Annotated in this window: 19 protein-coding genes and 1 tRNA gene; 14 read left to right on the top strand and 6 right to left on the bottom strand. The window is 38.5% G+C overall.

Features of this window, described 5'->3' with window-relative positions; translation table 11 throughout:
• Positions 1-11: 11 nt before the first annotated feature.
• The 5 genes from AC1DDK_RS10265 (at position 12) to AC1DDK_RS10245 (ending at position 6,705) form a co-directional block, all read left to right on the top strand.
• Positions 12-656: an immunoglobulin-like domain-containing protein gene (locus AC1DDK_RS10265; RefSeq protein ID WP_288881417.1), complete on the top strand. Its 645-nt coding sequence runs from the start codon at positions 12-14 to the stop codon at positions 654-656.
• Between the two features lie 15 nt (positions 657-671).
• Entirely contained in the window at positions 672-1,157 is a 486-nt protein-coding gene (locus AC1DDK_RS10260) for a lipid-binding protein (protein WP_477633880.1), read from the top strand.
• Between the two features lie 451 nt (positions 1,158-1,608).
• On the top strand, positions 1,609-4,764 hold the full coding sequence (locus tag AC1DDK_RS10255; protein WP_337717113.1) for a SusC/RagA family TonB-linked outer membrane protein: 3,156 nt from the start codon (positions 1,609-1,611) through the stop codon (positions 4,762-4,764).
• A gap of 5 nt (positions 4,765-4,769) precedes the next feature.
• Entirely contained in the window at positions 4,770-6,251 is a 1,482-nt protein-coding gene (locus AC1DDK_RS10250) for a SusD/RagB family nutrient-binding outer membrane lipoprotein (protein ID WP_172662403.1), read from the top strand.
• A 7-nt stretch (positions 6,252-6,258) separates the two neighbouring features.
• The gene (locus tag AC1DDK_RS10245) at positions 6,259-6,705 is read left to right on the top strand and encodes a hypothetical protein (protein ID WP_172662404.1); all 447 of its coding nucleotides are present in this window, start codon (positions 6,259-6,261) and stop codon (positions 6,703-6,705) included.
• A gap of 27 nt (positions 6,706-6,732) precedes the next feature.
• Here AC1DDK_RS10245 and AC1DDK_RS10240 read toward each other — a convergent pair whose 3' ends face one another.
• Entirely contained in the window at positions 6,733-7,602 is an 870-nt protein-coding gene (locus AC1DDK_RS10240; protein WP_477633879.1) for a S66 peptidase family protein, read from the bottom strand.
• 40 nt (positions 7,603-7,642) lie between these two features.
• On the opposite strand from AC1DDK_RS10240, the gene metG reads away from it, so the two are divergent.
• On the top strand, positions 7,643-9,751 hold the full coding sequence (gene metG / locus AC1DDK_RS10235) for a methionine--tRNA ligase (RefSeq protein WP_477633878.1): 2,109 nt from the start codon (positions 7,643-7,645) through the stop codon (positions 9,749-9,751).
• Positions 9,752-10,025: 274 nt separating this feature from the next.
• Here the strand turns inward: metG and AC1DDK_RS10230 are convergent, their stop codons facing one another.
• On the bottom strand, positions 10,026-10,337 hold the full coding sequence (locus AC1DDK_RS10230; protein ID WP_288881429.1) for a hypothetical protein: 312 nt from the start codon (positions 10,335-10,337) through the stop codon (positions 10,026-10,028).
• A gap of 603 nt (positions 10,338-10,940) precedes the next feature.
• Here AC1DDK_RS10230 and AC1DDK_RS10225 point away from each other — a divergent pair.
• The 6 genes from AC1DDK_RS10225 (at position 10,941) to AC1DDK_RS10200 (ending at position 19,993) form a co-directional block, all read left to right on the top strand.
• Complete coding sequence (locus tag AC1DDK_RS10225; protein ID WP_172662407.1) at positions 10,941-11,966, top strand: GntR family transcriptional regulator; 1,026 nt, start codon at positions 10,941-10,943, stop codon at positions 11,964-11,966.
• 350 nt (positions 11,967-12,316) lie between these two features.
• Complete coding sequence (locus AC1DDK_RS10220) at positions 12,317-15,460, top strand: SusC/RagA family TonB-linked outer membrane protein (protein ID WP_477633877.1); 3,144 nt, start codon at positions 12,317-12,319, stop codon at positions 15,458-15,460.
• Between the two features lie 12 nt (positions 15,461-15,472).
• Positions 15,473-17,359, top strand: coding sequence for a RagB/SusD family nutrient uptake outer membrane protein (locus tag AC1DDK_RS10215; protein WP_172662409.1), 1,887 nt, complete (start codon positions 15,473-15,475; stop codon positions 17,357-17,359).
• Positions 17,360-17,400: 41 nt separating this feature from the next.
• The gene (locus AC1DDK_RS10210) at positions 17,401-18,585 is read left to right on the top strand and encodes a DUF5000 domain-containing lipoprotein (protein ID WP_288881434.1); all 1,185 of its coding nucleotides are present in this window, start codon (positions 17,401-17,403) and stop codon (positions 18,583-18,585) included.
• Positions 18,586-18,615: 30 nt separating this feature from the next.
• Complete coding sequence (locus AC1DDK_RS10205) at positions 18,616-19,746, top strand: DUF4998 domain-containing protein (RefSeq protein WP_288881437.1); 1,131 nt, start codon at positions 18,616-18,618, stop codon at positions 19,744-19,746.
• Positions 19,747-19,921: 175 nt separating this feature from the next.
• Positions 19,922-19,993 (top strand) — tRNA-Arg (locus AC1DDK_RS10200).
• Positions 19,994-20,186: 193 nt separating this feature from the next.
• Here AC1DDK_RS10200 and AC1DDK_RS10195 read toward each other — a convergent pair.
• Together AC1DDK_RS10195 and AC1DDK_RS10190 are read right to left on the bottom strand one after the other, a co-directional pair.
• Entirely contained in the window at positions 20,187-20,945 is a 759-nt protein-coding gene (locus tag AC1DDK_RS10195; protein WP_172659261.1) for an SDR family NAD(P)-dependent oxidoreductase, read from the bottom strand.
• Positions 20,946-21,164: 219 nt separating this feature from the next.
• Entirely contained in the window at positions 21,165-21,752 is a 588-nt protein-coding gene (locus AC1DDK_RS10190; RefSeq protein WP_288881443.1) for a Crp/Fnr family transcriptional regulator, read from the bottom strand.
• Between the two features lie 189 nt (positions 21,753-21,941).
• On the opposite strand from AC1DDK_RS10190, the gene AC1DDK_RS10185 reads away from it, so the two are divergent.
• On the top strand, positions 21,942-22,415 hold the full coding sequence (locus AC1DDK_RS10185) for a DinB family protein (RefSeq protein WP_172659259.1): 474 nt from the start codon (positions 21,942-21,944) through the stop codon (positions 22,413-22,415).
• A 90-nt stretch (positions 22,416-22,505) separates the two neighbouring features.
• Positions 22,506-22,640, top strand: coding sequence for a winged helix-turn-helix transcriptional regulator (locus AC1DDK_RS10180; protein WP_353935619.1), 135 nt, complete (start codon positions 22,506-22,508; stop codon positions 22,638-22,640).
• On the opposite strand, the gene AC1DDK_RS10175 is transcribed toward AC1DDK_RS10180, so the two are convergent.
• Positions 22,618-24,120: a TlpA family protein disulfide reductase gene (locus AC1DDK_RS10175; RefSeq protein ID WP_477633876.1), complete on the bottom strand. Its 1,503-nt coding sequence runs from the start codon at positions 24,118-24,120 to the stop codon at positions 22,618-22,620. The genes AC1DDK_RS10180 and AC1DDK_RS10175 overlap by 23 nt on opposite strands.
• A gap of 113 nt (positions 24,121-24,233) precedes the next feature.
• Positions 24,234-25,661: a S41 family peptidase gene (locus AC1DDK_RS10170; protein ID WP_477633875.1), complete on the bottom strand. Its 1,428-nt coding sequence runs from the start codon at positions 25,659-25,661 to the stop codon at positions 24,234-24,236.
• Positions 25,662-25,710: the final 49 nt, after the last annotated feature.

The following is a 25,710-nucleotide window of genomic DNA, read 5'->3' as shown; positions in this document are numbered from 1 at the left end:
AGAATAGAATCATGAAAAGATATTTAAATATAATTGCTATAGGAATTTTGGTCATGACGTTTCTGTCATGCAAAGACGATTCCTTTAACTATCCTGAAGGAACGGTTGGAATCTCAAAGGTTACTGTTTATCCTATATTAACAGTAAATGGCGACCAATATATGTTTGTGGCCAAGGGTGGGACTTATACTGATCCAGGGGTTGTGGCTAAGGTTGGTGAAGATGAAATCGACGTTAAGACCGACGGACAAGTTAATACTGCAGCTGCAGCGGTTTATACACTTACGTATTCTGCCGCAAACTCTGATGGTTTTTCTGCATCACAGGCTAGATATGTTGTTGTGTATGATACCAAAGCAGATGCTGCCGGGAATGATTATTCGGGTACTTATAAAAGAGCTGGTTTTGCTACTTTTGCGGTATGGGCCAAGGTAGCTCCAGGAGTTTATTTTATTACAAACCCTGGCGGTGCCGTAGGAAATACAGATAAGGTTGTGGCAATCAATCCAACTGGATCGACAATACAAATTCCACCGCAAGGTTCACCTATGGGCGCTTTCAGTTCCACGGTTGGAACAATGAACGGCGGCAGTTACTCATGGGCTTTGGATAATGCCGGATATGGACCTGCTGTTAGATCATTTAGTAAACAATAATCAAAATCATAAGACATGAAAAAATATACATATATACTAGCACTTTTTGTAATAATGCTTTCTGCATGTAAGAAGGATGAAGTTATTGGCGGCACTGCTGTTCAGGACATGTCTGGAGAATGGTGGGTGCAAATAGATGGTGAGGGAGGCTACTATCAGCTTATAACTTATAATACCGCAGATAATTCTTCTACTCAAATGTGGATGKATGCAAGTGGTTTTTGGGCAGGCCCTGGTCAGCATGTATCTTCTAAAATTAATGTGAACGTTCAGGACCTAACATTTTCGGCAGAAAATGCCCCTAATGTAGGAGAATATGAATCTGATGAACCATTAACAATGACAATTACAAATGGTAAGATCATTAAAAATGGCGCTATAGGTCCTTCCTCAAAAGCTGTAACAGATTCGATTTCATTAACAATTAAATTTTCTGATGATCCAGATTCTTATAATCTTAGAGGCTACCATAGAACAAAATTCTCTGGGGATGATCATTAATCCATTCAGATAAATAAAAAAAAGCCAGCCAAAATTGGGCTGGCTTTTTTATTTTAAAGAAGCCGATAGCTTATTTATGCTCAGGCTCATCTTATCCTTATATATTTCTTAGCAGCTAGAATGTTGGGACTTCACCTAGTGTCCTAAAATTGGCCATAGCATAAAGTGCGCCAAAATTATCACGGCATTTCTCTTTAATTCCTATGTAATATTTGCAACAATTTTTAATTCGTTAAAAGTCGGCATTTTTTGATATATTCGAAATCAAATCAACTTTTGCGGATTATATTCGAAATTTTGTTCTCTTTATGGTGTATTTTTTGAATTTTTGATAACATCTCTTCGTGTCATTTTATTGTCATTTGTTTTTGTGGGGCACAATAAAAATATGCTTGCATATCAAAATCGCTATATATTAGGCCATTATTAACTAACCTAAATTTATTATTTTATGAAAAAACTTTTACAAAGTTTGTTCATATTGTTGTTCGTTGCAACTTCTGCAATGGCGCAAGACCGAACAATTACTGGTACGGTTACGGATAAGGAAGATGGAAAACCACTTCCAGGAGTAACTGTGTTGATTAAAGGCTCCAAAGTTGGAACCCAAACAGGTGGAGATGGTAAGTATGCTATCTCTGTACCATCAGGTTCTACCGAATTATCTTTCTCCTACCTAGGCTACACTGTCCAAACACTAGCAATCTCTGGGAGTACCGTTAACGCAGTTCTGGAATCAGATTCTAAAGCCTTAACTGAAGTTGTTGTAACTGCGGTTGGTATAGCAAGGCAGGCTAAGTCTCTTGGTTATTCTGTTACAACTTTAAAGGGAGATGAATTAACAAAGGCTAGAGAAACAAACGTAATCAATTCCCTGGCGGGTAAAGTTTCGGGTGTTAGGGTTACTGCTCAATCAGGAACAGTAGGTGGCTCTTCTAAGATCATCATTCGTGGAGCTTCTTCATTTAACTCGGGTAGTACTTCCAACCAACCGATATTTGTAATCGATGGTTTGCCAGTGGATAATAGTTCACAGCAAGTTAATACCATTTCGACTAGTTCGGTTCCTCAGGGTAGCGCTGGATCAGATTACGGAAATAGAGCCGGAGATTTAAACTCTGACGATATCGAGTCAATGACTGTTCTTAAAGGTGCAGCGGCGACAGCACTTTATGGTGCTCGTGCAAAAAACGGAGCGATTGTAATTACGACGAAAAAAGGTAAAAAGGGACAAACTACCATTACGGTAAATTCTTCTACTCGCTTTGATAATGTATTGAAATTACCTAGTTTTCAAAACGAATATGCCCAAGGTGTTCAAGGTGTATATAGCAGCGGGCCAACTGTCAATAGCTCTAGTTTGAATGGATGGGGACCAAAAATCATTGAAGTACAAGACAAAACTTTTACTAACTACCTTGGTCAACAGATTACATTACAAGCATATCCAGATAACGTAAAGGATTTCTATAATACTGGAAAAACCTATATCAACTCTGTTTCTTTTGACGGTGGCGGCGACTCTGGTGATTATCGCTTTGGTTATACCAATACTACTCAAGACGGTATTATTCCTAATGAAAAGTTGAAAAAGAATGTTGTAAGCTTTAATGCGGGCAGAAATGTTGCGCCAGGGCTTGATGTACGAACAAATGTAAACTACACACGTACTGTAGCAGACGGTCGTCCGGTACAAAGTTCTAACAATCCAAGTGTACTTCAATCAATTGTTTATGGTCTTCCTAGAACGATCGATACAAAGGTGTTAAAAGACAACTATTTCGATCCGGTTACCAAACAACAAATTGCGCTAACACCTACAAGAACTGGTAACAACCCTTATTGGGTAGTTAACAATAACAACTTCTCAAATGTTGTTGATCGTGTATTTGGTAATGCAATAGTAACCTATAAACCTTTGAATTGGTTAACGATTTCAAATAATTTGGGTACTGACTTTTACAACGAATTTAGAAGAGGGGTAACCAGACAAGGAACAATTGGATCTTTGACAGGTGATTTCTATGCAGCAAATATTTACAATAGAATCATTAACAATGACCTGTTGCTTACTGTTGACCAAAAATTAACAGAGGATCTGAGCTTGAAAGTAATTGGTGGATACAATGTCTTTGAAAACTTCTACCGCAGAGACCTTTCAGATGCTCAACAATTAATAGCTGATCAGCTATATAATTATGCAAACGCAGGAAGTGTGGTTACCACAAATACTTCAAATCAGAAACGCATTCAAGGTGTATACGGTGACGTGGGCTTATCTTACAAAGATTATTTGTTTTTAAACGTTACAGGAAGAAATGACTGGTCGTCTACTTTACCTGCGAACAATAGATCATATTTTTATCCGTCTATAAGCTCGAGTTTTGTATTTAGTGAGTTACTTCCAAAGAGCGAATGGTTCAACTATGGTAAATTAAGAGCGAGTTACGCTAACGTAGGTAGTGATACCGATCCTTATCAAGGCGTATTCCAATATTCTCCAATTAGTGCGGCATTTGCTCAATATGGTTACGGTTCTACGTTCCCATTCAATGGAGTACTTGCGTTCAGTAGCCCAGCTACGATTCCGAACCTTAATTTAAAACCACAAAATCAGGCCTCATATGAAGTTGGTGCTGAATTGAGGTTTTTACAAAGTCGTGTTAATTTGGATGTGACTTATTATAATACGAATACTTCTGACCAAATCGTAAGACTTCCATTGCCACAATCGACAGGTTATTCTGCCGCATTATTGAATGCAGGTTCTGTGAAAAACTCTGGTGTAGAGGTTTCGTTGGGATTGATCCCAGTAAAAACACAAGATTTTACTTGGAACATGGATGTTAACTTCTCCAGAAACGTGCAGAAAATCGAATTGCCTTCCAACCTTGCTTCTTATTCACTAGCCAGCGGATGGAGCGGACTTTCAATCAAGGCAGAGTCTGGCAAATCATTTGGTATTTATGGCGTTGCTTGGTTAAGAGATGATGCAGGAAACCTGGTTATTGATGAAGCAACAGGATTGAGGAAAACAGTGAGCGACAAAAGACTAGGTAATATGAGTCCTGATTGGTTAGGTGGAATTAACAATACTTTCTCTTACAAAGGAGCTTCATTGAGCTTCTTGGTAGACATTAGAAAAGGCGGTGTGATCTATTCTAACTCTGTTTCTTCACTAAGAACAAGTGGTTTAGCTAAAGAAACATTGCTAAACAGAGGAAGAGTATTTATTGATAAAGGAGTTGTTGCTTCTGGAAGTACTTTTGTTCCGAATACAACACCGGTAACAAGTATGCAAGATTACTGGGCACAATACACCACTACAAATACTGAAGCAAATATTTTTGATGCTTCTTATGTGAAACTTAGAGAGGTAAGGTTATCATACCAAATTCCAGCTAAGGTTTTCCAAACAAGTGTTAAATTTATTAAAGGAGCTGAGATTGGTGTAGAAGGCAGAAATTTATGGATTATCCATGATAACGTTCCACACATTGATCCCGAGGCTAACTTCTTCGGAACAGAGAGTGTTGCTGAAGGGGTTGAGTTTAACTCAATACCATCAACAAGAACCATTGGTTTCAATATCAGAATTAAGATTTAATGAAAATGAAAAAAATTATATATACGTTTAGTGTCTTAACTATGTTACTGACGCTATCTTCATGCAAGAAATATCTGGATATAAATACAAGTCCAAATACTGCTGAACAGGTTGACCCGAAATTGCTATTCTCTTACGCAACGGTAGCTTATATGAATTTAAGGTCAAGTGGTGATTTGTACATTCCAATAGGATTAGCGGGTCAGTCTTTAAATGCTGGTGGAAACAACCCAACAGGTTGGTCTGGTGGTGACCCTAGTCCTGATATTTATACTTTTTCTGCAAACTTTTTCAATAACACCTGGGTATCTCTGTATGTTAGGGGTGGCGCAAACCTTCAGCAAGCGATAAAGCTTTCAGAAGCTGCATCTCCTGCAAATAATAATGCGGCAGCACAAAGTAAAGTATTGTTGGCGATGATGGTTTATGACATCACTACTACGTTTGGAGATGTTCCATTTACAGAAGCCTGGAAGGCAGAGATTCTATATCCTAAGTTTGACGATCAGAAAACAGTGTTGGAAGGAACACTGGCACTTCTTGATCAGGCATTAGCACAGTTTGATGAGGCAAGCCCATTAAAAATTGGAGCTAATAATGATGGGTATGATCTGCTTTACAAAGGAGATATCGCTAAATGGAAGAAACTAGCTAAATCTTTGAAGCTGCGTACCTTATTAACAATGGTGGATAAAGATCCTTCTAAAGCTGCGGCTATTGGAACATTGGTAAATGACGCTGCACAAGCGATGGTAAATGGTGTAACAGATAATGTTGCCATACCATACCAGGACGTTCCTAATAAGAGAAACCCGAAATATGCAATTAGCCTTCAATACAATGGTGGAAAGAACTTCTTCTTTGCCAGCAAGCCAGTTGTTGATATTATGAATGCTGCTCCATCTGTTGATCCTCGTCTTCCGAAGTTTTTTGATAAGCCTGCAGGGCAAGCAACGTATATTGGTGTTGTACCTGGAGCAGACGCAGTTGATGCTATTAATCCGAGGATTGCTGCTTCTTTGCACTCTCCTGCTGCACCAGAAGTGATGTATACTTATCAAGAGCAGTTATTTGCAGAAGCCGAAGTGTATGCAAGAGGATTGGGAGTTCCAGTAGATTTGGGTAAGGCGAATACGTTATTTAAACAAGGGCTCGCAGAATCATGTAAATTCTTTGGTGTGAGCGCTACCGAGGCGGGTGTATTCTCAACATCTTTTCCAGCGTTTAGCGGACAAGCTAATGCGGTGTTGACAATTCATGAACAACAATGGGTTGATAAAATGGATCGAGGTCTAGATGCCTTTACGCAATGGAGAAGATCTGGAACGGACGGAAGTGAAGTTCCTGTGCTTACACTACCTATAGGTGCACCTGCCGGTCCAATCTTTAGAAGGTTTGAATATCCAATTACGAATGAGATATCTAATAACCCTAATGCGCCGAAAACAACTGTAAGGTATAACGAAAAAATGTGGTTTGATTTATAATAGAAATATGAAAAAGCTTATAATATTACTCTCTCTGACTGCAGTATTTTTCCTGCAGTCATGTGAAAAGAAAGGTCCTGGAGATAACTATGATTTCAGTAATAGCCTTCCTGCTTATGTAGCACTAACTAGTACAGCAACAAAGACTATCAAGGAAGGTGCATCAGGAACATTCACATTTACCTTAAGAACATCAATTCAGCAAACAGTTAAAGTTACCTACAAAGTTGAAGGGGCATTAAATTTGCCTAATCAAACGGTTACAATTGCCAGGGATGCACTGACTTCTGTAGCAACTGTTGCTGTTCCAGTAGGAGTTATTGTAGCTCCAGCAACCACTGCTACTGCTACATTAACTTTAGTTAGTGCTGCAACCGCAGACGGAAATGCGCTGACAATTGGCTCTAAAAATGATGCTAGCAGTCAAAAAGTAACAATTAACATTACGAAATAGAAGTTAAAGTTTTAACATAAGGGTTGTTCAATTAATGAACAACCCTTTTTTACCTACTACCACTGCCCGGTTATCATCCATATGCCCAATAGGGAAATTAAACCATACCKGATACTCATATTCCTTCACTACTTCCCATATTATTTCTTCAGGCGATTGTCCAAAAGGAATTTTCTCTTCAGGCAACTCATTAAAAGCCCCAACAATTAATCCTTTTAGTTTATTCAGTTTTCCTGCCCGCTTCAGCATGTGCATCATGCGATCTATTGCTGCCGGACGTTCCCCTATATCTTCAATAAATAAGATCTTATCCTCATAGTCGACTTCAGAAGCTGAACCAATCGTCATCACCAATAAAGTAAGGTTACCACCTATCAAAATCCCTTGCATATATCCCTCGCGATTCAATGGTGATGGATGGTAATCATACCTTATTTCCTCACCAAATAGCGCAGCCTTCAAAGAAGCTAAAGACTCGGGTGTGGCCTCGTTAAACGTATAAGGCATCTGTCCATGGATACTTTGAATGCCATATTGAGCGTAGATGTGACAAAGCAATACTGTGATGTCGCTGAAGCCGACAAGCCATTTGGGATACTCAACAAATGTGCTAAAGTCAAGATCATCTACAATTCGAATACAACCATACCCCCCTCGTCCAGCAATGATTGCTTTCACAGTGGGGTCATCTAAAAAAAATTGAATATCCTCTGTACGCAGAACATCATCACCAGCAAACTGGTGGTGCTCAGCATGAACGGTCTTCCCGATAATTACTTCCAAGCCCCAGGATTCGAAGAGTTGTACCGCTGAGTCTATACCTCTTGGAAGTTTGCTTGCTGGGCAGACAATCGCAATTTTGTCGCCTTTTTTTAAATATGCTGGCTGTTTAATCATTAATAAAACACTTATCTTTGACAAAATAATAAAAATAGTTTTGGATAACAGTAAAATAAAGAGATATACCGTTACGGCTGCGCTGCCCTATACAAACGGACCTGTACATATTGGACATCTTGCCGGCGTTTACCTACCTGCAGATACCTATGTAAGGTATTTGCGCTCGAATAAAAGAGATGTAAAGTTTATTTGCGGATCTGACGAAAATGGAGTTCCGATTACCTTAAAGGCAAAAAAAGAAGGAACTACCCCTCAGGCTATAGTAGATAAATACCACAAAATTATTGGCGATTCCTTTAAAGAACTTGGTGTTTCTTTCGACATTTATCACCGTACATCTTCTTTAATGCATCATCAAACTGCTTCAGATTTCTTTGAAACACTATATAATAAAGGCGTTTTTACGGAAGAAGTAACTGAACAGTACTACGATGAAAAGGCACAGACTTTTTTGGCCGACAGGTACATTACTGGTACTTGTCCTAAATGTGGAAATGAAAATGCCTACGGCGATCAGTGTGAAAATTGCGGAAGTACTTTAAATGCAACGGATCTTATCAATCCTAAATCTACTTTATCTGGAGAGAAACCAGTACGCAAAGAAACAAAGAACTGGTTTTTGCCGCTTGATAAATACGAGGATCAATTAAGAATCTACATTGAAAGCCACAAAGAGTGGAGACCAAATGTATACGGACAATGCCAAAGCTGGCTTAATGCGGGCCTACAGCCTCGTGCGATGACCAGAGATTTGGATTGGGGTATTAAAGTTCCGGTTAAAGGTGCAGAAGGTAAAGTTTTGTACGTATGGTTTGATGCGCCTATTGGCTATATTTCGGCAACAAAAGAGCTATTTGAATATGCTCGTTTGGGTATCTGGAACCCTAAAGCTGAAGAATATTACATTAACCAAAACGAGGTAGAAAATGGCAACTGGGAACAATACTGGAAAGATGATGAAACCAAGCTTGTTCACTTTATAGGTAAAGATAATATCGTATTCCATTGTGTTATTTTCCCCGCAATGTTAATGGCCCACGGCGATTATATATTGKCGGATAATGTACCTGCAAATGAGTTCCTGAATCTGGAAGGTCAAAAAATATCGACCTCTAAAAATTGGGCAGTTTGGCTTGATGAATATTTGGTTGAATTTAAAGATAAGCAGGATGTTTTGCGTTACGTTTTAACTGCTACAGCACCTGAAACAAAAGATAACGACTTTACCTGGAAAGATTTTCAGGCAAGAAATAACAATGAACTGGTTGCCATTTTAGGTAACTTCATTAATAGGGTGGTAGTTTTAACCCATAAGTATTTCGGAGGGAAAGTTCCAATGTGCATGACTAAAACTCCGGAAGATCAGCAAGTGATTGATGATTTGGCTGCGTACCCTGCAAAAATCAGCGCTTCGATTGAAAATTATCGCTTCAGAGAGGCTTTATCGGAGGTAATGAATGTTGCTCGCTTAGGTAATAAATACCTGGCAGAAACGGAGCCCTGGAAGGTAATTAAAACAGATGAAGATCGTGTTCGTACCATCTTAAATATCAGTTTGCAAATTGCTGCTACTATAGAAATTTTGATTGAACCGTTTTTACCATTTACTGCCGATAAATTGCAGAAAATGTTGAACTACGGCGGTCATTTATGGGAAGATGCCGGTAAAATGGGCTTGTTGAAACGCGGACATCAGCTTAATGAGCCTGTGTTACTATTTGATAAAATCGAAGACGAAACTGTACAAGCTCAAATAGATAAACTTAACAAGAGCAAAGCTGATAATGTTGCTGCAACAGCAACAGTTGAGCCTGCTAAGGAAAACATCCAATTTGAACAGTTTACAGCAATTGATATCAGGGTAGCTACAATTGTAGCAGCAGAAAAGGTTGAAAAGACCAAAAAGCTATTAAAGCTAACGCTTGATACAGGTATAGATCAAAGAACGGTTGTTTCTGGCATCGCCGAATATTATAAACCAGAAGAAATAATTGGGAAACAGGTTAGTTTGGTTGTAAACCTTGCCCCTCGTGAAATTAAGGGTATTCTATCTCAGGGAATGATCTTAATGTCTGAAGATTCGGATGGCAAACTGGCTTTTGTATCGCCAGTACAAAATCATAGCAATGGTAGTGTGATTCGATAATCGAATCACACTATTATTTTACATTGAATGACATTTCTCTCCAGCCGTCAGTTGCATCCGGATTTACTGTTCCTGGAATTATAAAGGCTTTTAATATAGCCGCTGGATTAAAGGATTTACTATTAATTCCTAAGTTCCCGGCAAAGGTCTTTGTGTAATAACGAAGCGTAACCGTTATTACACAAAGGCATCCGGCTTGGGTATCAAAACTGAATTCTGTAGCGGGTACAGTAAGCGGTTTGTATTCATATCTTATTTCAATAGATTGTGTTTCCTATTTCCGGCATCTATAATTTTCCATATCAAATAATGCCACCTGAAAAGCTAAAATGCAATTGTTCCCCTCGGTGGGGAACTTAAGGTCTTTTGGGATGTGCATTTCAGGCAAGGCTATTTTAATGGCCTCACCGGTTGTTGTAACCGTGGGTTGGGCAAACAAAAGCCTTCTTACCGGAGAATCTATATTAAACTCAAAACCATTAAGCTTATCAAATACAGCATTTGAAAAATCAGATGTTTGTGATTCACGGATCAAAGCTGAATTCAGTATCAGAGCATTTTCTCCGGTAAATCGCGAGATGGCCATACTATCATGTTCGCCAATAGTTTGCGAAAGGAGCACTCTGATGTCAGATGCCAGGTTACTGGCTTTGCCAAAAATACCCGCCGCTTTTTTAGTCGCAACAGTTTATCTTATCTTTTTCTTGGATTTGCCCTGAACTATTTGTGTTTTGCCGACTTTTTTAAAAACAGAGTCGCCAACTAGCCCCCTAATGTATTTGCCGTCAAGTCTTCCCATCGTTTGGTGGTTTAAAATTAAACGCGCAGAATAGTTCGGTTACGGAAAAATAAAATTAGAATTTACTGATAATGAGTGGTATATCCAAGTTTTTATTGGCAAAACATGGACTGGACATGGACTTACCATGAACTCAACATGGACTAACTAGAATAGAAGCTAGGTTTAGGCTACTAAATTTTTACAAAATGCACTTTTCTTTGTCCTTTTTGATAAAAAGGCTGACCGGGAGAAGGATGTTGACTGCCAAAAAGTACATTTGATTTATCAGATTCTCTATTTCTTCCGCACCCTTAACCAATAATTTTGAAGATTAGGGCATTTGCTAACGAAATATTAAAGATAATCAATTATGGGATTGCGGGGTGGAACTGATAAACTATTCTTATTATGAAAAATTATCTCAAAATAATTGAAATAAATGAATACTCAAAAACGCCGAAGTATCTTCAGATTTTCGATTCTATACTGAATGCTATTAAAACCAGCGAGATAGATGTTAATGATGTACTGCCCTCCATTAACTATTTAAGTGAAAGCCTTGAGGTTGGAAGAAATACAATTGAACGGGCTTATTTGGGCTTAAAGAAGTTTGGAGTTGTAGATTCCGTGCCAGGGAAAGGCTATTTTGTATCGAATGCTGAATTTGAGCAACCTTTCAAAATTTTGCTCCTCTTTAATAAACTAAGCGACCATAAGAAAATCATATATGATGCCTTTACTGCTAAACTAGGACATGATGTATCCATAGATTTTTATGTTTACAATAACAATTTTAGTCAGTTCAGAAAAATTCTTGAAAATAAGCCAGATCGTTATAACAAGGTTGTGATTATTCCGCATTTCTTTAATGAACATGACAAAGCTTACGCATTGATAAACAGCTTGCCAAAAGAGAAACTGGTATTGGTTGACAAGCTGATCCCGGAAATATCTGGTGATTTCTGTACGGTATACGAGGATTTCGAAAATGATATATCTTATGCACTTGAAGAACTTAAAGTAAGATTGAGTAACTATCATACTATTAAAATTATTTTTCCTTCTAAAAGTTACTATTCCACAAAGATCTTAACCGGCTTTACTGATTTTTGCCTGAAGTATGCTTTTAACTATGAGGTATTGTCAGATTTGAAAAGTGAGACATTTGTACCGGGAACGGCATATATTAATTTGAGGGAAGACCATTTGGTTGAACTTGTAGAAAAAATAGTGAATAATGAACTCAAAATTGGTTCTGAGATAGGGGTCATATCTTATAACGAGACACCGATAAAGAAGCTAATCCTCTCAGGAATTACAACCATATCGACCAATTTTGCAATGATGGGTGAAGCCGCAGCAAACATGGTTCTTGATAATTTAAAGGGGCATTTGGCAATTCCTTTTAAAGTTACGGCAAGGAATTCATTGTGAAACAGATAGATGGTGCTAGCGTAAGTGTATCTGCATCAGACAGAACAGGTTGCGGATGATGCTTGCAAAAACTATTATTGTATTAACCAAATACAAACCAAACAGTATGCGTCCTCTCATTCTTATTAAAATGCAGTATCGTTTTCTGTTTTATTTACAGAGAGGCAGGTACTTATGAAATAGAACTTATACATCCATTTATGTCAACTATCCATACTTCTTTATTGGCCTAAAGAAGTATTGAATAGCCAACAGTCAAATGTCACAATTCTTTTAGTGCAGCACGGAACCACGGAAGCAACCTAGAGATCCGTTAGCTGCGAATATTTACATTTAAACAGAGTAAAGGTATGAAAAAAACGCTTGTTCTCATAGCTCTCTCAATGGTGTGCAATTTTGTTTTTGCACTGAAATTGAGAGAAATAGAGACTTTAAATGAAATTGCCGCCCCGCGCATCGTCACGGGAACTGTTTTAGACGAAACAGGAGTGGGAATTCCGAATGTTACAATCACCGTTGAGGGTTCTAAACCTAAACGTGCCGCAATGACCAGCCCCGACGGTAAGTACAGCATACAGGTAAACAGTGATTTGGAAGTGCTGATTTTTTCTTTTGTTGGATACGCTACACAGAAAATTACAATTGGTGATAAAAATACAGTCAATGTTAAACTATTACCCGATGATAAAAATGCGCTTGAAGAAGTTGCAGTAGTTGCTTTTGGCACTCAGAAGAAAAACGATTTAGTAGGCTCAGTTGTGTCTGTTAAGGTATCAGACCTTAAAATTCCATCAAGCAATCTAACAACGGCTCTGGCGGGTCGTATTCCAGGTATGATTGCATTTCAGCGTGGTGCGGAACCAGGTAAAGACAATGCAAATTTCTTTATACGCGGTGTTACTACGTTTGGGTATAAAAATGATCCCCTGATATTAATTGATAACATGGAGGTTGGTACAACTGAACTCGCCCGTTTACAGACCGATGATATTGCCAGTTTTTCTGTGATGAAAGATGCAACTTCAACGGCATTATATGGTGCCCGTGGAGCAAATGGGGTAATTTTGATTACCACAAAGCAGGGGGCAGTTGGTAAGGCACAAATTTCATTTCGATTAGAAAATTCGCTCTCAGCCTCGGTAAAGGATATTGAACTTGCAGACCCTGTTACCTACATGAAGCAGGCTAACGAAGCCGTATTAACGCGCAATCCTTTGGGACAAGTATTGTATAGCGACGAAAAAATTGCTAATACCGGAGTAGGCTTAAACCCGAATATTTATCCGGCAAATGATTGGAGGGCTTTGGTTTTTAAAGACTATACCACCAATCAACGCGCTAATCTAAATGTGAGCGGAGGTGGCGAAGTTGCAAGGTATTTTGTTTCCGGATCCTTAAGTAAGGATAATGGATTATTAAAAGTAGATCAACGGAATAATTTCAATAACAATATAGATTTAACAAGTTATTCGCTTCGATCTAACGTAAATATAAACCTGACCAAAACAACTGAAATGGTGGTTCGTTTAAGTGGTAATTTTGACGAATATACGGGCCCTATAGATGGTGGTGCCGAAATGTACCAAAAGGTAATGCGTTCCAACCCGGTACTCTTCCCCCAATATTATCCTGTCGATGAGCAGCACCAATTTGTAAAACACATCATGTTTGGTAACTCTGACATAGGCGGTGGTGGATATACAAATCCATACGCAGACTTGGTTAGGGGCTACAAGGATTCTTCAAGATCATTGATGCTGGCACAATTAGAACTTAAGCAAGATCTTTCTTTTTTAACTCAAGGGCTTAATGCACAGGTGATGATGAATACTAACCGCACCACATTTTTCGATGTAACCAGGGCTTATAATCCTTATTTCTATAAGCTTATAGGTTATGATCCTGTAGATAATACATATGCAATAGACGCTATGAATGAAGATACTGGGACAGAATATTTAAATTATGCTCCAGGAAATAGAGTTCTGAATTCTGTATTTTACGGACAAGGGCAGATAAATTACAGTCGTAGTTTCGCAAAGCATGGGTTTAGTGCCCTGATTGTTGCTATGTTGCAGAACAATTTAAGTGCAAATGGTAGTGACCTTCAACAATCTCTTCCTTCCAGAAATATGGGTGTTTCGGGCAGGGCAACGTACAATTATGATAGTCGTTATTATCTGGAGTATAACTTTGGTTATAACGGATCAGAAAGATTTGCTGCTAAACAGCGTTACGGTTATTTCCCGTCTGTAGGTGTTGCTTGGACGCTTTCTAATGAGAAGTTTTTCGGGAAAATTAAACCCATCGTAAATAATTTAAGATTAAGAGCAACCTATGGGTTAATTGGAAATGATGCGATTGGCTCACCTTCAGATCGGTTCTTTTACCTTTCTAATGTAGACATGAATGCAAGCATTAGAGGGGCTACTTTTGGGAATGGACTTGGTGCCGGTAGTTATTTAAATGGAGTAAATATTTCCAGATATGCCAATGAAGATATTACCTGGGAGAAATCAACTAAATCCAATTTAGCGTTGGAAATAGGACTTTTTGACAAATTAAAAATCACTGCCKAGGTTTATTCAGAAAAGCGTAAAAATATACTAATGAGCCGAGCGGCAATTCCTGTTACCATGGGCTTAACGGCTGATATAAGAGCCAATGTTGGTGAAGCTTCAGGAAAAGGAACGGATATTTCCTTTGAATATAATCAACACGTAGGGCAGGATTTTTGGATTGCAGCAACCGGAAATTTTACCTATGCAAGAAGTAAATTTACCGTTTATGAAGAACCAGTTTATAATGAAAAATACCGTAGCCGCATTGGCCACCCTATTTTCCAGGATTATGGATTGATTGCAGAACGTCTGTTTGTTGATGATGTAGAAGCAGCAAACTCTCCAAAACAAAATTTCGGACCTTACGGCGGTGGAGACATTAAATATACGGATGTAAATGGCGATGGTCAGATTACAGGCGCGGATATGGTACCTATTGGCAACCCTAGATTACCGGAAGTAGTTTATGGCTTTGGTTTTTCTTCGGGGTATAAAAGTTTTGATTTTTCTGCCTTCTTTCAGGGATTATCAAATGAGTCATTCTGGATTGACTCGCGTGCCACATCTCCTTTCAATAATGAGACCCAACTCTTAAAAGCTTATGCTGATAGTCACTGGTCTGAAGATTCACGTGATATACATGCGCTTTGGCCGAGATTAAGTCCCACAATTAATGACAACAACAATCAAAGAAGTACCTGGTTTATGCGTGATGGCGCATTTCTACGACTTAAACAAGTTGAAATTGGCTATAAGATACCTAACAGTATCCAAAAAAGATTACATACATCAAGTTTTAGACTTTATGTGAATGCAACCAACTTGTTCAATATCAGTAAGTTCAATTTATGGGATGTAGAAATGGGTGGCGATGGTTTAGGTTATCCTATACAACGTGTATTTAACGTAGGTCTAAATATTTCACTGAAGTAAATCATACAAATTATGAGAAAATATATTATACTCGGAGCCAGTTTTCTGGTCTTTTTAGCCGGGCTTAGTTCCTGCAAAAAATTTCTGGATGTTGTGCCTGATAACGTAGCTACCATTGATAATGCATTTACCTTACGTACACAGGCGAAGAAATTTTTATACACTTGCTACTCCTTTATGCCGAAAAATGGCCAGTTGGGAGATGATCCGGCAATGGTTGGTGGCGATGAGCTCTGGGAAATACCCGAAAGAGGTGCTTATTTAGACATGGCCAAAGGATTTCAAAGTAAAGTAGGTCCATTGGGCGACAGGTGGCAGCAAATGTATCAGGGAATAAGAGATTGCAACATCTTTCTTGAAAACATTGGAAAGGTGCCAGACATGGAACCAGAAGAGAAGATTAGCTGGATTTCAGAGGTGAAATTTCTTAAGGCATACTATCACTTCTGTTTAGTTAGAATGTATGGGCCAATTCCCTTGATTAAAAATAATTTACCCATCTCTGCGGATGTTAATGAGGTAAAAGTTTTCCGCGATCCCGTGGATTCCTGCTTCAATTACATTGCAACCTTGCTTAACGAGGCAGCGCCTGGTCTTCCATTAACCATAATCAGTCCGGCAACAGAAGCAGGGCGTATTACCTTGCCAATTGCATTGTCTTTAAGGGCAAAAGTATTGGTTACTGCAGCTAGCCCGTTATTTAACGGAAATACAGACCAGTCGGCTTTAAAAAACTCGAATGGAACGCAATTATTTAATACTACGTATTCTAAAGCTAAATGGGATACTGCGGTTGTTGCCTGTAAAAGAGCAATAGATGTGTGTGCATCAGCAGGGATGAAATTGTATATTTATAATCCATCCTTTCAGCAATTTATCGTTAGCGATACCATCAAAACCCAATTAAGTATTAATGGTGCTGTTACAGAAAAATGGAATAGCGAGGTCATTTGGGCAAATACACAATCGGACACCTATAATTTACAAAGGTTAATATCTAGCTGGTGGGATCCCAGATATCTTGATGGTGTGATCACCAGAGGTGAGCTGTCGCCACCTTTAAAAATTGCAGAAATGTTCTATTCCTCCAATGGTGTTCCGATTAACGAAGACAAAACTTATGATTACACAGGCCGCTATAATTTACGGGTTTCGGGAGATGCAGATAGGCTATATGTACATAAGGGCTATACTACGGTAGGCTTACATTTTAACAGGGAGCCACGTTTTTATGCCGACTTAGGATTTGATGGAGCTGTCTATTACGGGCACGGACGTTATGACGACAAAGATTTTATGGGGCTATTTTATTTAGAAGGTAAATTTAAACAGCGTAACGGTAAAGGTAAATATGGATTCAATACTGTGACCGGATATAATCTTAAAAAGCTGATCCATTTTCAAAACGTGATCAATTCACAAGATGATTATTCGGTTGTTAACTATCCTTACCCAATTATGCGTTTGTCTGACCTGTATTTGTTGTATGCCGAAGCCTTAAACGAATCTGAAGGGCCGGGTACAGAAGTAAACAAATATATTGATTTAGTGAGAGCCCGGGCTGGTTTGCCTACGGTTGCTGCATCATGGACTAACTTCTCGACCAATCCAGTAAAATACCAGAATAAGGACGGTATGCGCGCTATTATTCATCAGGAAAGGTTAATTGAACTATCTTTTGAGTCGCAGCGCCTATGGGATCTTCGAAGATGGAAAGAATCTGCCACCGAATTGAATAAGCAAATTCTTGGTTGGGATCTTTCACAAACAGAACCTATTTCCTACTATAGAACTACAGTGGTTTATAACCAGTCGTTTGGATCAAAGGACTATTTCTGGCCTATTGACGAAAACTATATTGTTAACAATAGAAATTTGGCTCAAAACTTAGGTTGGTAGATCATATCGTTTAAGGACTAATCATTTAATTAAGAGAGAAAATGAAAAAAATATATTTTATCGGAGCATTGTTCACCGCTCTTTTATGGTACGGTTGTTCAAAAGAAGGGCGGATGGATTTTGTAGATGGAAATACACCTGCTCCGATGCAAGTTAGCAATATAAAAGTAGAGGCAACCCCAGGGGGCGGCATATTAACCTACAAGCTTCCTGCAGATTTAAACCTGGCTTATGTTAAGGCTGTGTATGAAATACAAAAAGGTGTGTTTAGAGAGGCGAAATCATCGAGATATACAGATACCCTTCGTTTGGTAGGTTTTGGAGATGAATTGGTTCACACAGTGAAGGTATACAGTGTGGCTGCCAACGAAAAAGAATCTGAACCGATTTTGGTTGAATTACAACCAAAAACACCCCCTGTTAAATCTGTATTTGAATCAGCAGTTTTTAAAGAAACCTTCGGTGGGGTTAACGTAGCTATATTAAATCCTTTTAAAGCGGACTTGGCAATAGTAGTATTGAAAGATACCACAGGAAACAATAACTGGGTTACGGTGAGGACCTTTTATACAGCAGCCACCGCCGGAGATTTTGCCGCCCGCGGTTTTGATGCTAAGGCACAAAAATTTGCAATGTACATCCGGGACCGCTGGAATAATAAATCTGATACGATAATTAAGACATTAACTCCTAAACCTGAAATCGAAATACCAAGCGATACTTATAAAAAATTGGTATTACCTACTGATCAGGTTGCTCTTGCTAATGCCGGTTATAATATTGAGAATTTATGGAATGGCTTAGCCGATAGAAGACTTTATGCTTCATCAAACGCTTCATCTCTACCGCAATGGATCACGATTGACTTAGGGAAAAAAGTTTTGCTGAGTAGATTTAAACAATACATGGAACAAAATGACCATTGTTATACCGGATCTGGTTTGAAAAATTTTGAACTGTATGGCTCAAATTCCCCAAATCCGGATGGCAGCTGGACAAGCTGGACTTTGCTGGGTGAATTTACCACACTTAAACCATCAAACTTGCCGTTAGGTCAAAAAACAAATGAAGATATTAATTATGCCTGTAACCTGGGGGCTGATTTCTATTTCGCCACGCAACCCGCTGCGGTACGGTACCTTCGTTTGAAATCTTTAGAGACCTATAGTAGCCCGGGGCAGGTAGTAATCATGGAGCTTAAATTCTTTGGACAAATAGTACCATAGATGGCTTATCTAAACAAAAAACATAGTATTATGAAAAAGACATATCATTTCAGTTTAATATTATTTGCCGCAATCTGTCTGGTTTCTGCCTGTAGAAAGATGGATGCAACATATAAAGAATACGTTGTCCCTTCTGGTTTGGTCTACCCCGGAAAAGCAATAGCAATTGCACAGTCTGGGCGAAACAGGGTTCAAATTGTATGGCCAAAGGGTGTTGATAAGACTGTTGTTAAAGCCAAAGTTTATTGGAATAGTTTTGCCGATTCTGTAGTTGTTGATGTTGCTGCGATTACCGGGGATACGGTAAAAGTAATGGTAGACAATTTGCAAGAAAAAAACTACACATTCGTTATCCGTACCTTTGATGCGCAGGGAAATATCTCGGTTCCGGTAGAAGTAAATGGTGGCTCTTATGGAGAAAGGTATCAATCACAATTATTAACCAGGCCCGTAAACTCTACATTAATTAATGCGGCGGGCAAGTTAACTATAAACTGGGGTGGTGCTGATGTTGCCAATGGAGCTTATGCCTCAGAGATTAAATACACAGATGTTTCGGGAGCTGCCAAAACTCAAATATTCCCGGTGCTTCTTAAAACTACTGAAGTGAAAACTACAGAAATAACCGACATGCTGGCAAATACAAATTACCAGTTTAGAACGATATTTAGGCCAGACTCATTGAGTGTTGATAAGTTCTATACGTCTTATTCAGATGGTGGTTTGTTCTCTATTGATAAAGGAGACTGGCATGTTGTTGCGTTTTCGTCTCAACATCCAGGAGGGGATAATGCAGCAGTTAATTTTATTGACGGGACCGAGCATACTCGTTGGCATACCTGTGCTGGTTGTTCAAATTATCCACATTGGATAGTAATTGATATGGGTGCACCTAGAATACTTACTCAATTTGGAGTTTGGAGAACAGATTTTGATTCACCTGGGGGAGATAAACGTGGACCGGATAAGTTTGAGTTTTTAACCAGCACAGATAATGTAACCTGGGTAAGCCAGGGAAGTTTTGATTTCGATCATAACTTGAACGGTGAGCAACGTTATGTGCTTCCTAATAGTCCAAAAGCAAGATATTTTAAATTTGTTGGTACTCAAGGATCAGATAGTAATATGGTGCTGGGTGAAATCAGTGCCTACGGCCTTTAAAGAAACAAGCTTAGGTGCAATAAATGCTTGTAAATTAGTTTGGCTTGCCAGCAGGGTGGTTCCTGCTGGCATTTTTATGAAAGTTAAATTTGTTGGAAGTACTATTTAAAGGCATTGTTTTATTATTATATTTGCGCCTGCTATTACTATTTATCCTTTAATAGCATTTATTATTGGTCCCGTAGTTCAACGGATAGAATAGAAGTTTCCTAAACTTTAGATATGAGTTCGATTCTCGTCGGGACCACTGAAATGAGTAACAAAACGTATAAAAGCCTGCAAATCGATGATTTGGAGGCTTTTTTTGTATTGGGGTGAGCATTTTCAAAATGCTGACTCACTACAGAATATGTAGTAGGGACATGGTCCGATCAAAGGTTTCTGAAGGCAAATAAAAGTCCCCGATGATCACCGTCGGGGACTCAAAACCACAGCATGATTTAAAAGCCGTACATTCCGCCCGACACGGAAATTTGCTCACCCGTAACCCACGCGGCATCATCGGAAGCCAGAAATACGGCTGCTTTCGCAATATCTTCGGGCTTACCTCTGCGACCAAGTGGTGTGTTGGCAATAAACATTTTTTCATACTCACTGCCGGTAGTGACGCCCGCACTAGCTGCACCTTCTGTTTCCGTAGCACCCGGCAAAATAGAATTGATGCGAATCTTTTGGATACCCAGTTCTTTCGACAAAGAGATCGTTATGGCATCTAAAGCCGCTTTAGTTGCGGAATATAACGAGGCTCCCGGAAGAGGCATCTTGCTTGCGCCTGAGCTGATATTGATTATATTGCCACCCTTATCACCAAACAATTTTAAAGCTGCCTGAATAGTTTGTATGGGACCAAGTACATTGACATTAAAACTATTATGAAAAGTTTCTGCTGATATCTGTTCAATAGGTGCATATCCCTGATAAACCGCGTTATTTACCAAAATATCCAGGCTGCCGAATGCCTTATTAGTTTCCTCAAACAACCTGTTTACATCAGCTTCTTTAGATACATCGGCCTGTACCGCAATGGCTATGCCTCCGTTGTCAGTAATTTCCTTCACCACTTTATCTGCACCTTCTTTACTTGAAGCGTAATTCACAACTACCTTTGCGCCTTCTGCCGCAAAGTGTTTGGCGATAGAGGCACCTATTCCTTTCGAAGCACCGGTAACTACCGCTACTTTGTTTTCTAATTTACTCATGATTTTTATGTATTAATATATCCAAAGATCCTGACTTACAGGGAACTGGATATTGATATGGATCATTAAGTAAGCTTGACCCAGATCAAGTTAAGGCGATGACCTTAATCACTTTAATCGGATAAGGATTTGTAAAATAACAACTTAACAAAGATGCAAAAAAGCAAAGCAGTAGAATGCTAGAGCGGTCACTACTGCTTATATCGATTGAGATTAGATTTATTTAAAAGAATTTTTCTTTAATCTGCTCAAAGTTTCCGGGGACAAGCCCAGATAAGAAGCGATCATGTTTTGCGGGAACCGTTGTAGAAACTGCGGATAATTGCTGATCAAGTCCTCGTAACGCTCTTCAGCGGTATAGATCATAGCGGCCTGCATTCTTTTTTGTGTTGCAATGGTGTTATTTTGACTAATTACGTTGGACATCGCTGAAAAGGCAGGTATATGCTTAAGAAACTCCTCAATTTGAGCATTGGTAGATTGCAGCACCTCCAGATTCTCCAGCGCTTCAATATTAAAGCGGCTTGGCGTTAACAGGTAAAAGCTTTCAAAATCCACTATCCACCAGTTTTCCAAAGACAATTTCAGTATATGTTCATGCCCTTTGTCATCTACCGTAAAGGTCCTGGCGGATCCTTTTACAATAAACCCAATATATTTGCACACGTCCCCTTCCTGTAAGAAGTATTGTCTTTTTCGAAGTTTTTTGGGTTTAAAATGTGCCATTAACAAATGCTTGTCATCCTCTGAGAGCGATTTGCCAGATGTTTCTTGAATGTAATAGAAAAGCGTCTCAAAATTTGACATCGTTCAAGTATATAATTATTCGCAATTTACTCAAGCTTCCTGATAAAAGAACAAGAAAAGCAAACATCTTAAATCACTAAGTAAGCCATGACTGTGTATCAATCGGAGAAAGTTTGAACTTCAACAGGAAAAGGTTACTTTAGAGAACATAATGGCTTCTTCTGATGCTAAGCACTTAAACCAACTTAAATGATTAATGAACGTTTCGAATGTGAAATTTTAAGAGCTAGCAGGATTAGGCTATTGCAATTAATGGAAACAAGTAACTACGAAATATTATTTAAAATTCCAGAGGGTTTTAACAATAATATAATTTGGCAAATCGGTCATTGTATTACTTCTCAACAGAGGCATATGTATATGCGTAGCGGGTTACCAATGTATATATCTAAGGAATTCATGGAGTCCTTCAAAATTGGATCGTCTCCGGGTTCTTGGAAAATTACTCCGGATGTTAACGAGGTGAAACATTTATTGATTGATACAGTTAACCACCTTGAATCCGATCTTGAATCCAGATTATTTGTCAACTATAACCCGTTTGAGTTACCCATCGGAATTCAAGTGAAAAATCATGTCCAGGCTTTACAAGCCGCTAATTATCACGAAGCGGAGCATAGTGGGAAGATTTTTACGTATTTGAAGTTGTTAGTCAAAGAATGACGTACTCAATATGATCTTTCTATACGGTAGTGCTTTCTGAATTGTGAAGTAGACACTTTTCACAACTAAAAGAGTTGGGAGAAGTGTCTACTGGAAAGATTGGCTTATAAGGAACTACCGCCAAGGGTAGAATATAAGTTGTCTGAAAAAGGCTTAGCTAAAACCCAAATGGTTGATTTGATGACCTTCTTGTTATTCAGAATTAATGAACTAACACAGAGTTGATTTGCTGATACAGTGCTTCTTTGTCGCTTGGGCGTAAAGCCTTACTTACGGCTACCTTTCCCTCTTTATCAAAAATGAAATACTGGGGGTAGTATTCAGCTTTATCCTGGTTGTCTGCCAATAATTCTTTCCACAGCGGGGCTATAGTTTGTCTGTTCTTACGGAAGTGTACTCCTGTTAACCCGTTTACTTTAATGAACTCTTTCCAGATGGCATCGCGATCTTCCTCATCCATATCCAGATAAAGAAATATAACATCCTTATTGGTAAAAGCAGATTTGAGTTGAGGCATAAATTTAAGCTCCTCTTTGCAGGGGCCACACCATGTGCCCCAAACATCAAGATAAACCACTTTGCCTTTATACTTAGCTATAACATCATAAACTGATTGTATTTTGTCGTAATCCTTTAAAACCACGATATCAGTGTTTGATTCGTTCTGAGCAAGCATTTGCCTTAATGAATTTACTTTTTGATCAATCTCCTGATTAAATTTGCTTTGAGGAAACCGCTTTTTAAATACCTCTGAAAGCGCAGCGATTTGCCTTAGGTCTTTGTCATAGTACAAGTTTATGATCTGCTGATATGTATACTGTTCGGTAACTGGTTCAGGAAAGTTCTTGGTACTGCCCACCCACCTCCAATATGGCTTTCCATATTTTTTTACTACTACATTGGCACTATCTAAACTGATCCCATAGTACGGTATCGGTTCGGTGGGCTTGATGTTATCTTTTTTAATCTTTAAAAAAGCTTTGGTTTCCAGGTACCGGAGATAGTTGTCGGCAAAGGAGTAATACTGAAGACCAGCAGGAAAAACTTCAGGTTTAATGATGCTATTATCAAAAAGATTAATAATCATGCTGTCGATAGCAGGCTTATTGTTGAGCTGTGTTCTCGCAAAATCATTTAGATAATTGTAAGCAAGATATTTTACTTCTGATATGATCAGCTTTTTGTTCTTCAACGAAATTTTTGAGGCCGTTATGATATCGATTTTTTCATCTCGTTTAGCAAGATAAGGCTGGATCAGCTTAGCATTCAATTCAGTAAAATTAAGACCTCCATAAAGATGTGCTGCCTGTTCTTCCATAAAGGCCGGATTTTCCATTATGTTGATTTTTTGCAGCAGCTTKTTTTCCAACAAAGCAGTACCTGATAAGAGCTCAAGGTTTTTATTATTTTCGTTTATACTAGCTGTTAAATTTTTATTCCTGGTGATCAGAAGCGTGTAAAACTGTCTTTGAAAAATCAAGCTGACAAAATTTTGTGTTTCAGTAGGTAGGGTGATATTGAATGTGCCATTTTTCGCTACAGGAATAGATATAGAATTCTCTTTATGAAAACCGTATACCAATGGAATGTTGACGACTAGATCTTCTTTGCCAGTATAATTTAGGATTTTTCCCATAAGGTTAAACTGGGCCGAAGCCTGTATAACAACAAACATTAAGCACAATAGAGCAATATTTTTTTTCATACCTGATTGTTTTTTAACACAATAATAACCTTTAGATGAACTGATTTATTAAAATGTGATGAACAACGGTAAAAATGTGATGAATCAGAAAACTTACTCAATGAATGAACTCACTATCCTTTCTTTTTTAGATCCTTAACGATGTATTCAACCCACTGCTTTCCTGGTATTTTGAGTTTAACATCAGGACTAAAGCCCGCCTCATCAATTGGATTTTTATCGGTCCAGCTCGATTTTGAAACGGGCATCATTAGAATTAGCTCTCTACATGGAAGTGGAGTTGTTGAAGTTGGGCCTTCATAATCCATCATTCCTACACTATTTGAACCGTATCTTGTGGTTTTTTTGCTTTGTTTCATCRATTGAAAAAAGTATTCTGTAGAACTCCCGCAAAGTTCATCAGTTATTAGCGCTACCCGGGAGGGATTGCCGAGAACAGAATCAATTGGAATAGTTAATCCAGGAACTTCATAAAAGGTACTTTTAGCGGTCGGGAGCTCCTCGTAGATTTTTTTGAGTGTGCTTATATATTCATCGGGATAATATTTCTTTGCATCCTCGGGCAAAGGATTTTTTACAAGAGATTCAAGCTCCGATCTTTTAATCTGGACATTGTCTTTTGATATGCGAAGTAAGGGGGCGTCCTGTTTAATGGGATTGGTTATTACATAAGGCAATAGAAAGCTCCAGCCGGAATTGCCTCCTCCATTTCCACGGAGATCGATGATCAGGTACTTACTATTTCTAATAGCTTTGTCGTTTGTTGCAACCAATTTCTCGATCTTACTGTCGTTGTTAAAGAAGGTTGGAATTTTGATATAACTGGTTTCTTCATCTAACTGATTAAAATCTAATCCATTGTTATTATTCTTCCATGTGTTTAACTCCCTTTTTTCACTAGCGGTCATTTCTCTTGGTGAAATCCTTCCAAAAAGTGAAAAATTCCATAATTGCAGTAAGCCGCCTCTTTGCTGAGCATAAAAATCTATACTGTTCAACACATTGTATTGTTGTAACAGATAACCCTTTTTGTGGGGTTTTAGTTTAAAATAAACCAAACCTTTTGGAAGCTTTTCATCCTTTGCTTTAAGGATAATGGCCTTGTATTCGTTATCTGGAAATTTCTTTATTCCCAGGGTGATTGAGCTGTCTGGATTGGTCCATATACCTTCAACGCTATTGTCAGGTTTCAGGATTTTGAAGTAAGATTCATCAATGTCTTCTTTCTCATTGTCGTAATCATTTTTATTCAGGTAGGATAATGAGAAATGTTTGTCCTTAAAAAATCTTATATAGTCTTTTATGAGGTAGAAACATTTTTTTGCATTGCTTTCATTTCCTGCCTTTGCACGTAGACTGGTTATTAGATTATCATAATCAGACTTTGTCTTTGCATCCACTTTAGTGGGGAAGCCAGCATAGTTGATTTCAGTTTTAACAATGGTTTCATTTAAATTGTCCAGACAGTTACACGATACCTGTTGTGCTATTAGTAAATAAGGGAATGCAAGGATGATAAGAAGGGCGCTCAATTTTTTCATTGCGGTAATTTGGTTGAGGATTAATATATTAAAGATGTCAGGTTTTTAG

This window comes from Pedobacter sp. 05T44 (assembly GCF_056395985.1).
This window is presented reverse-complemented; position numbering and strand designations above follow the sequence as displayed.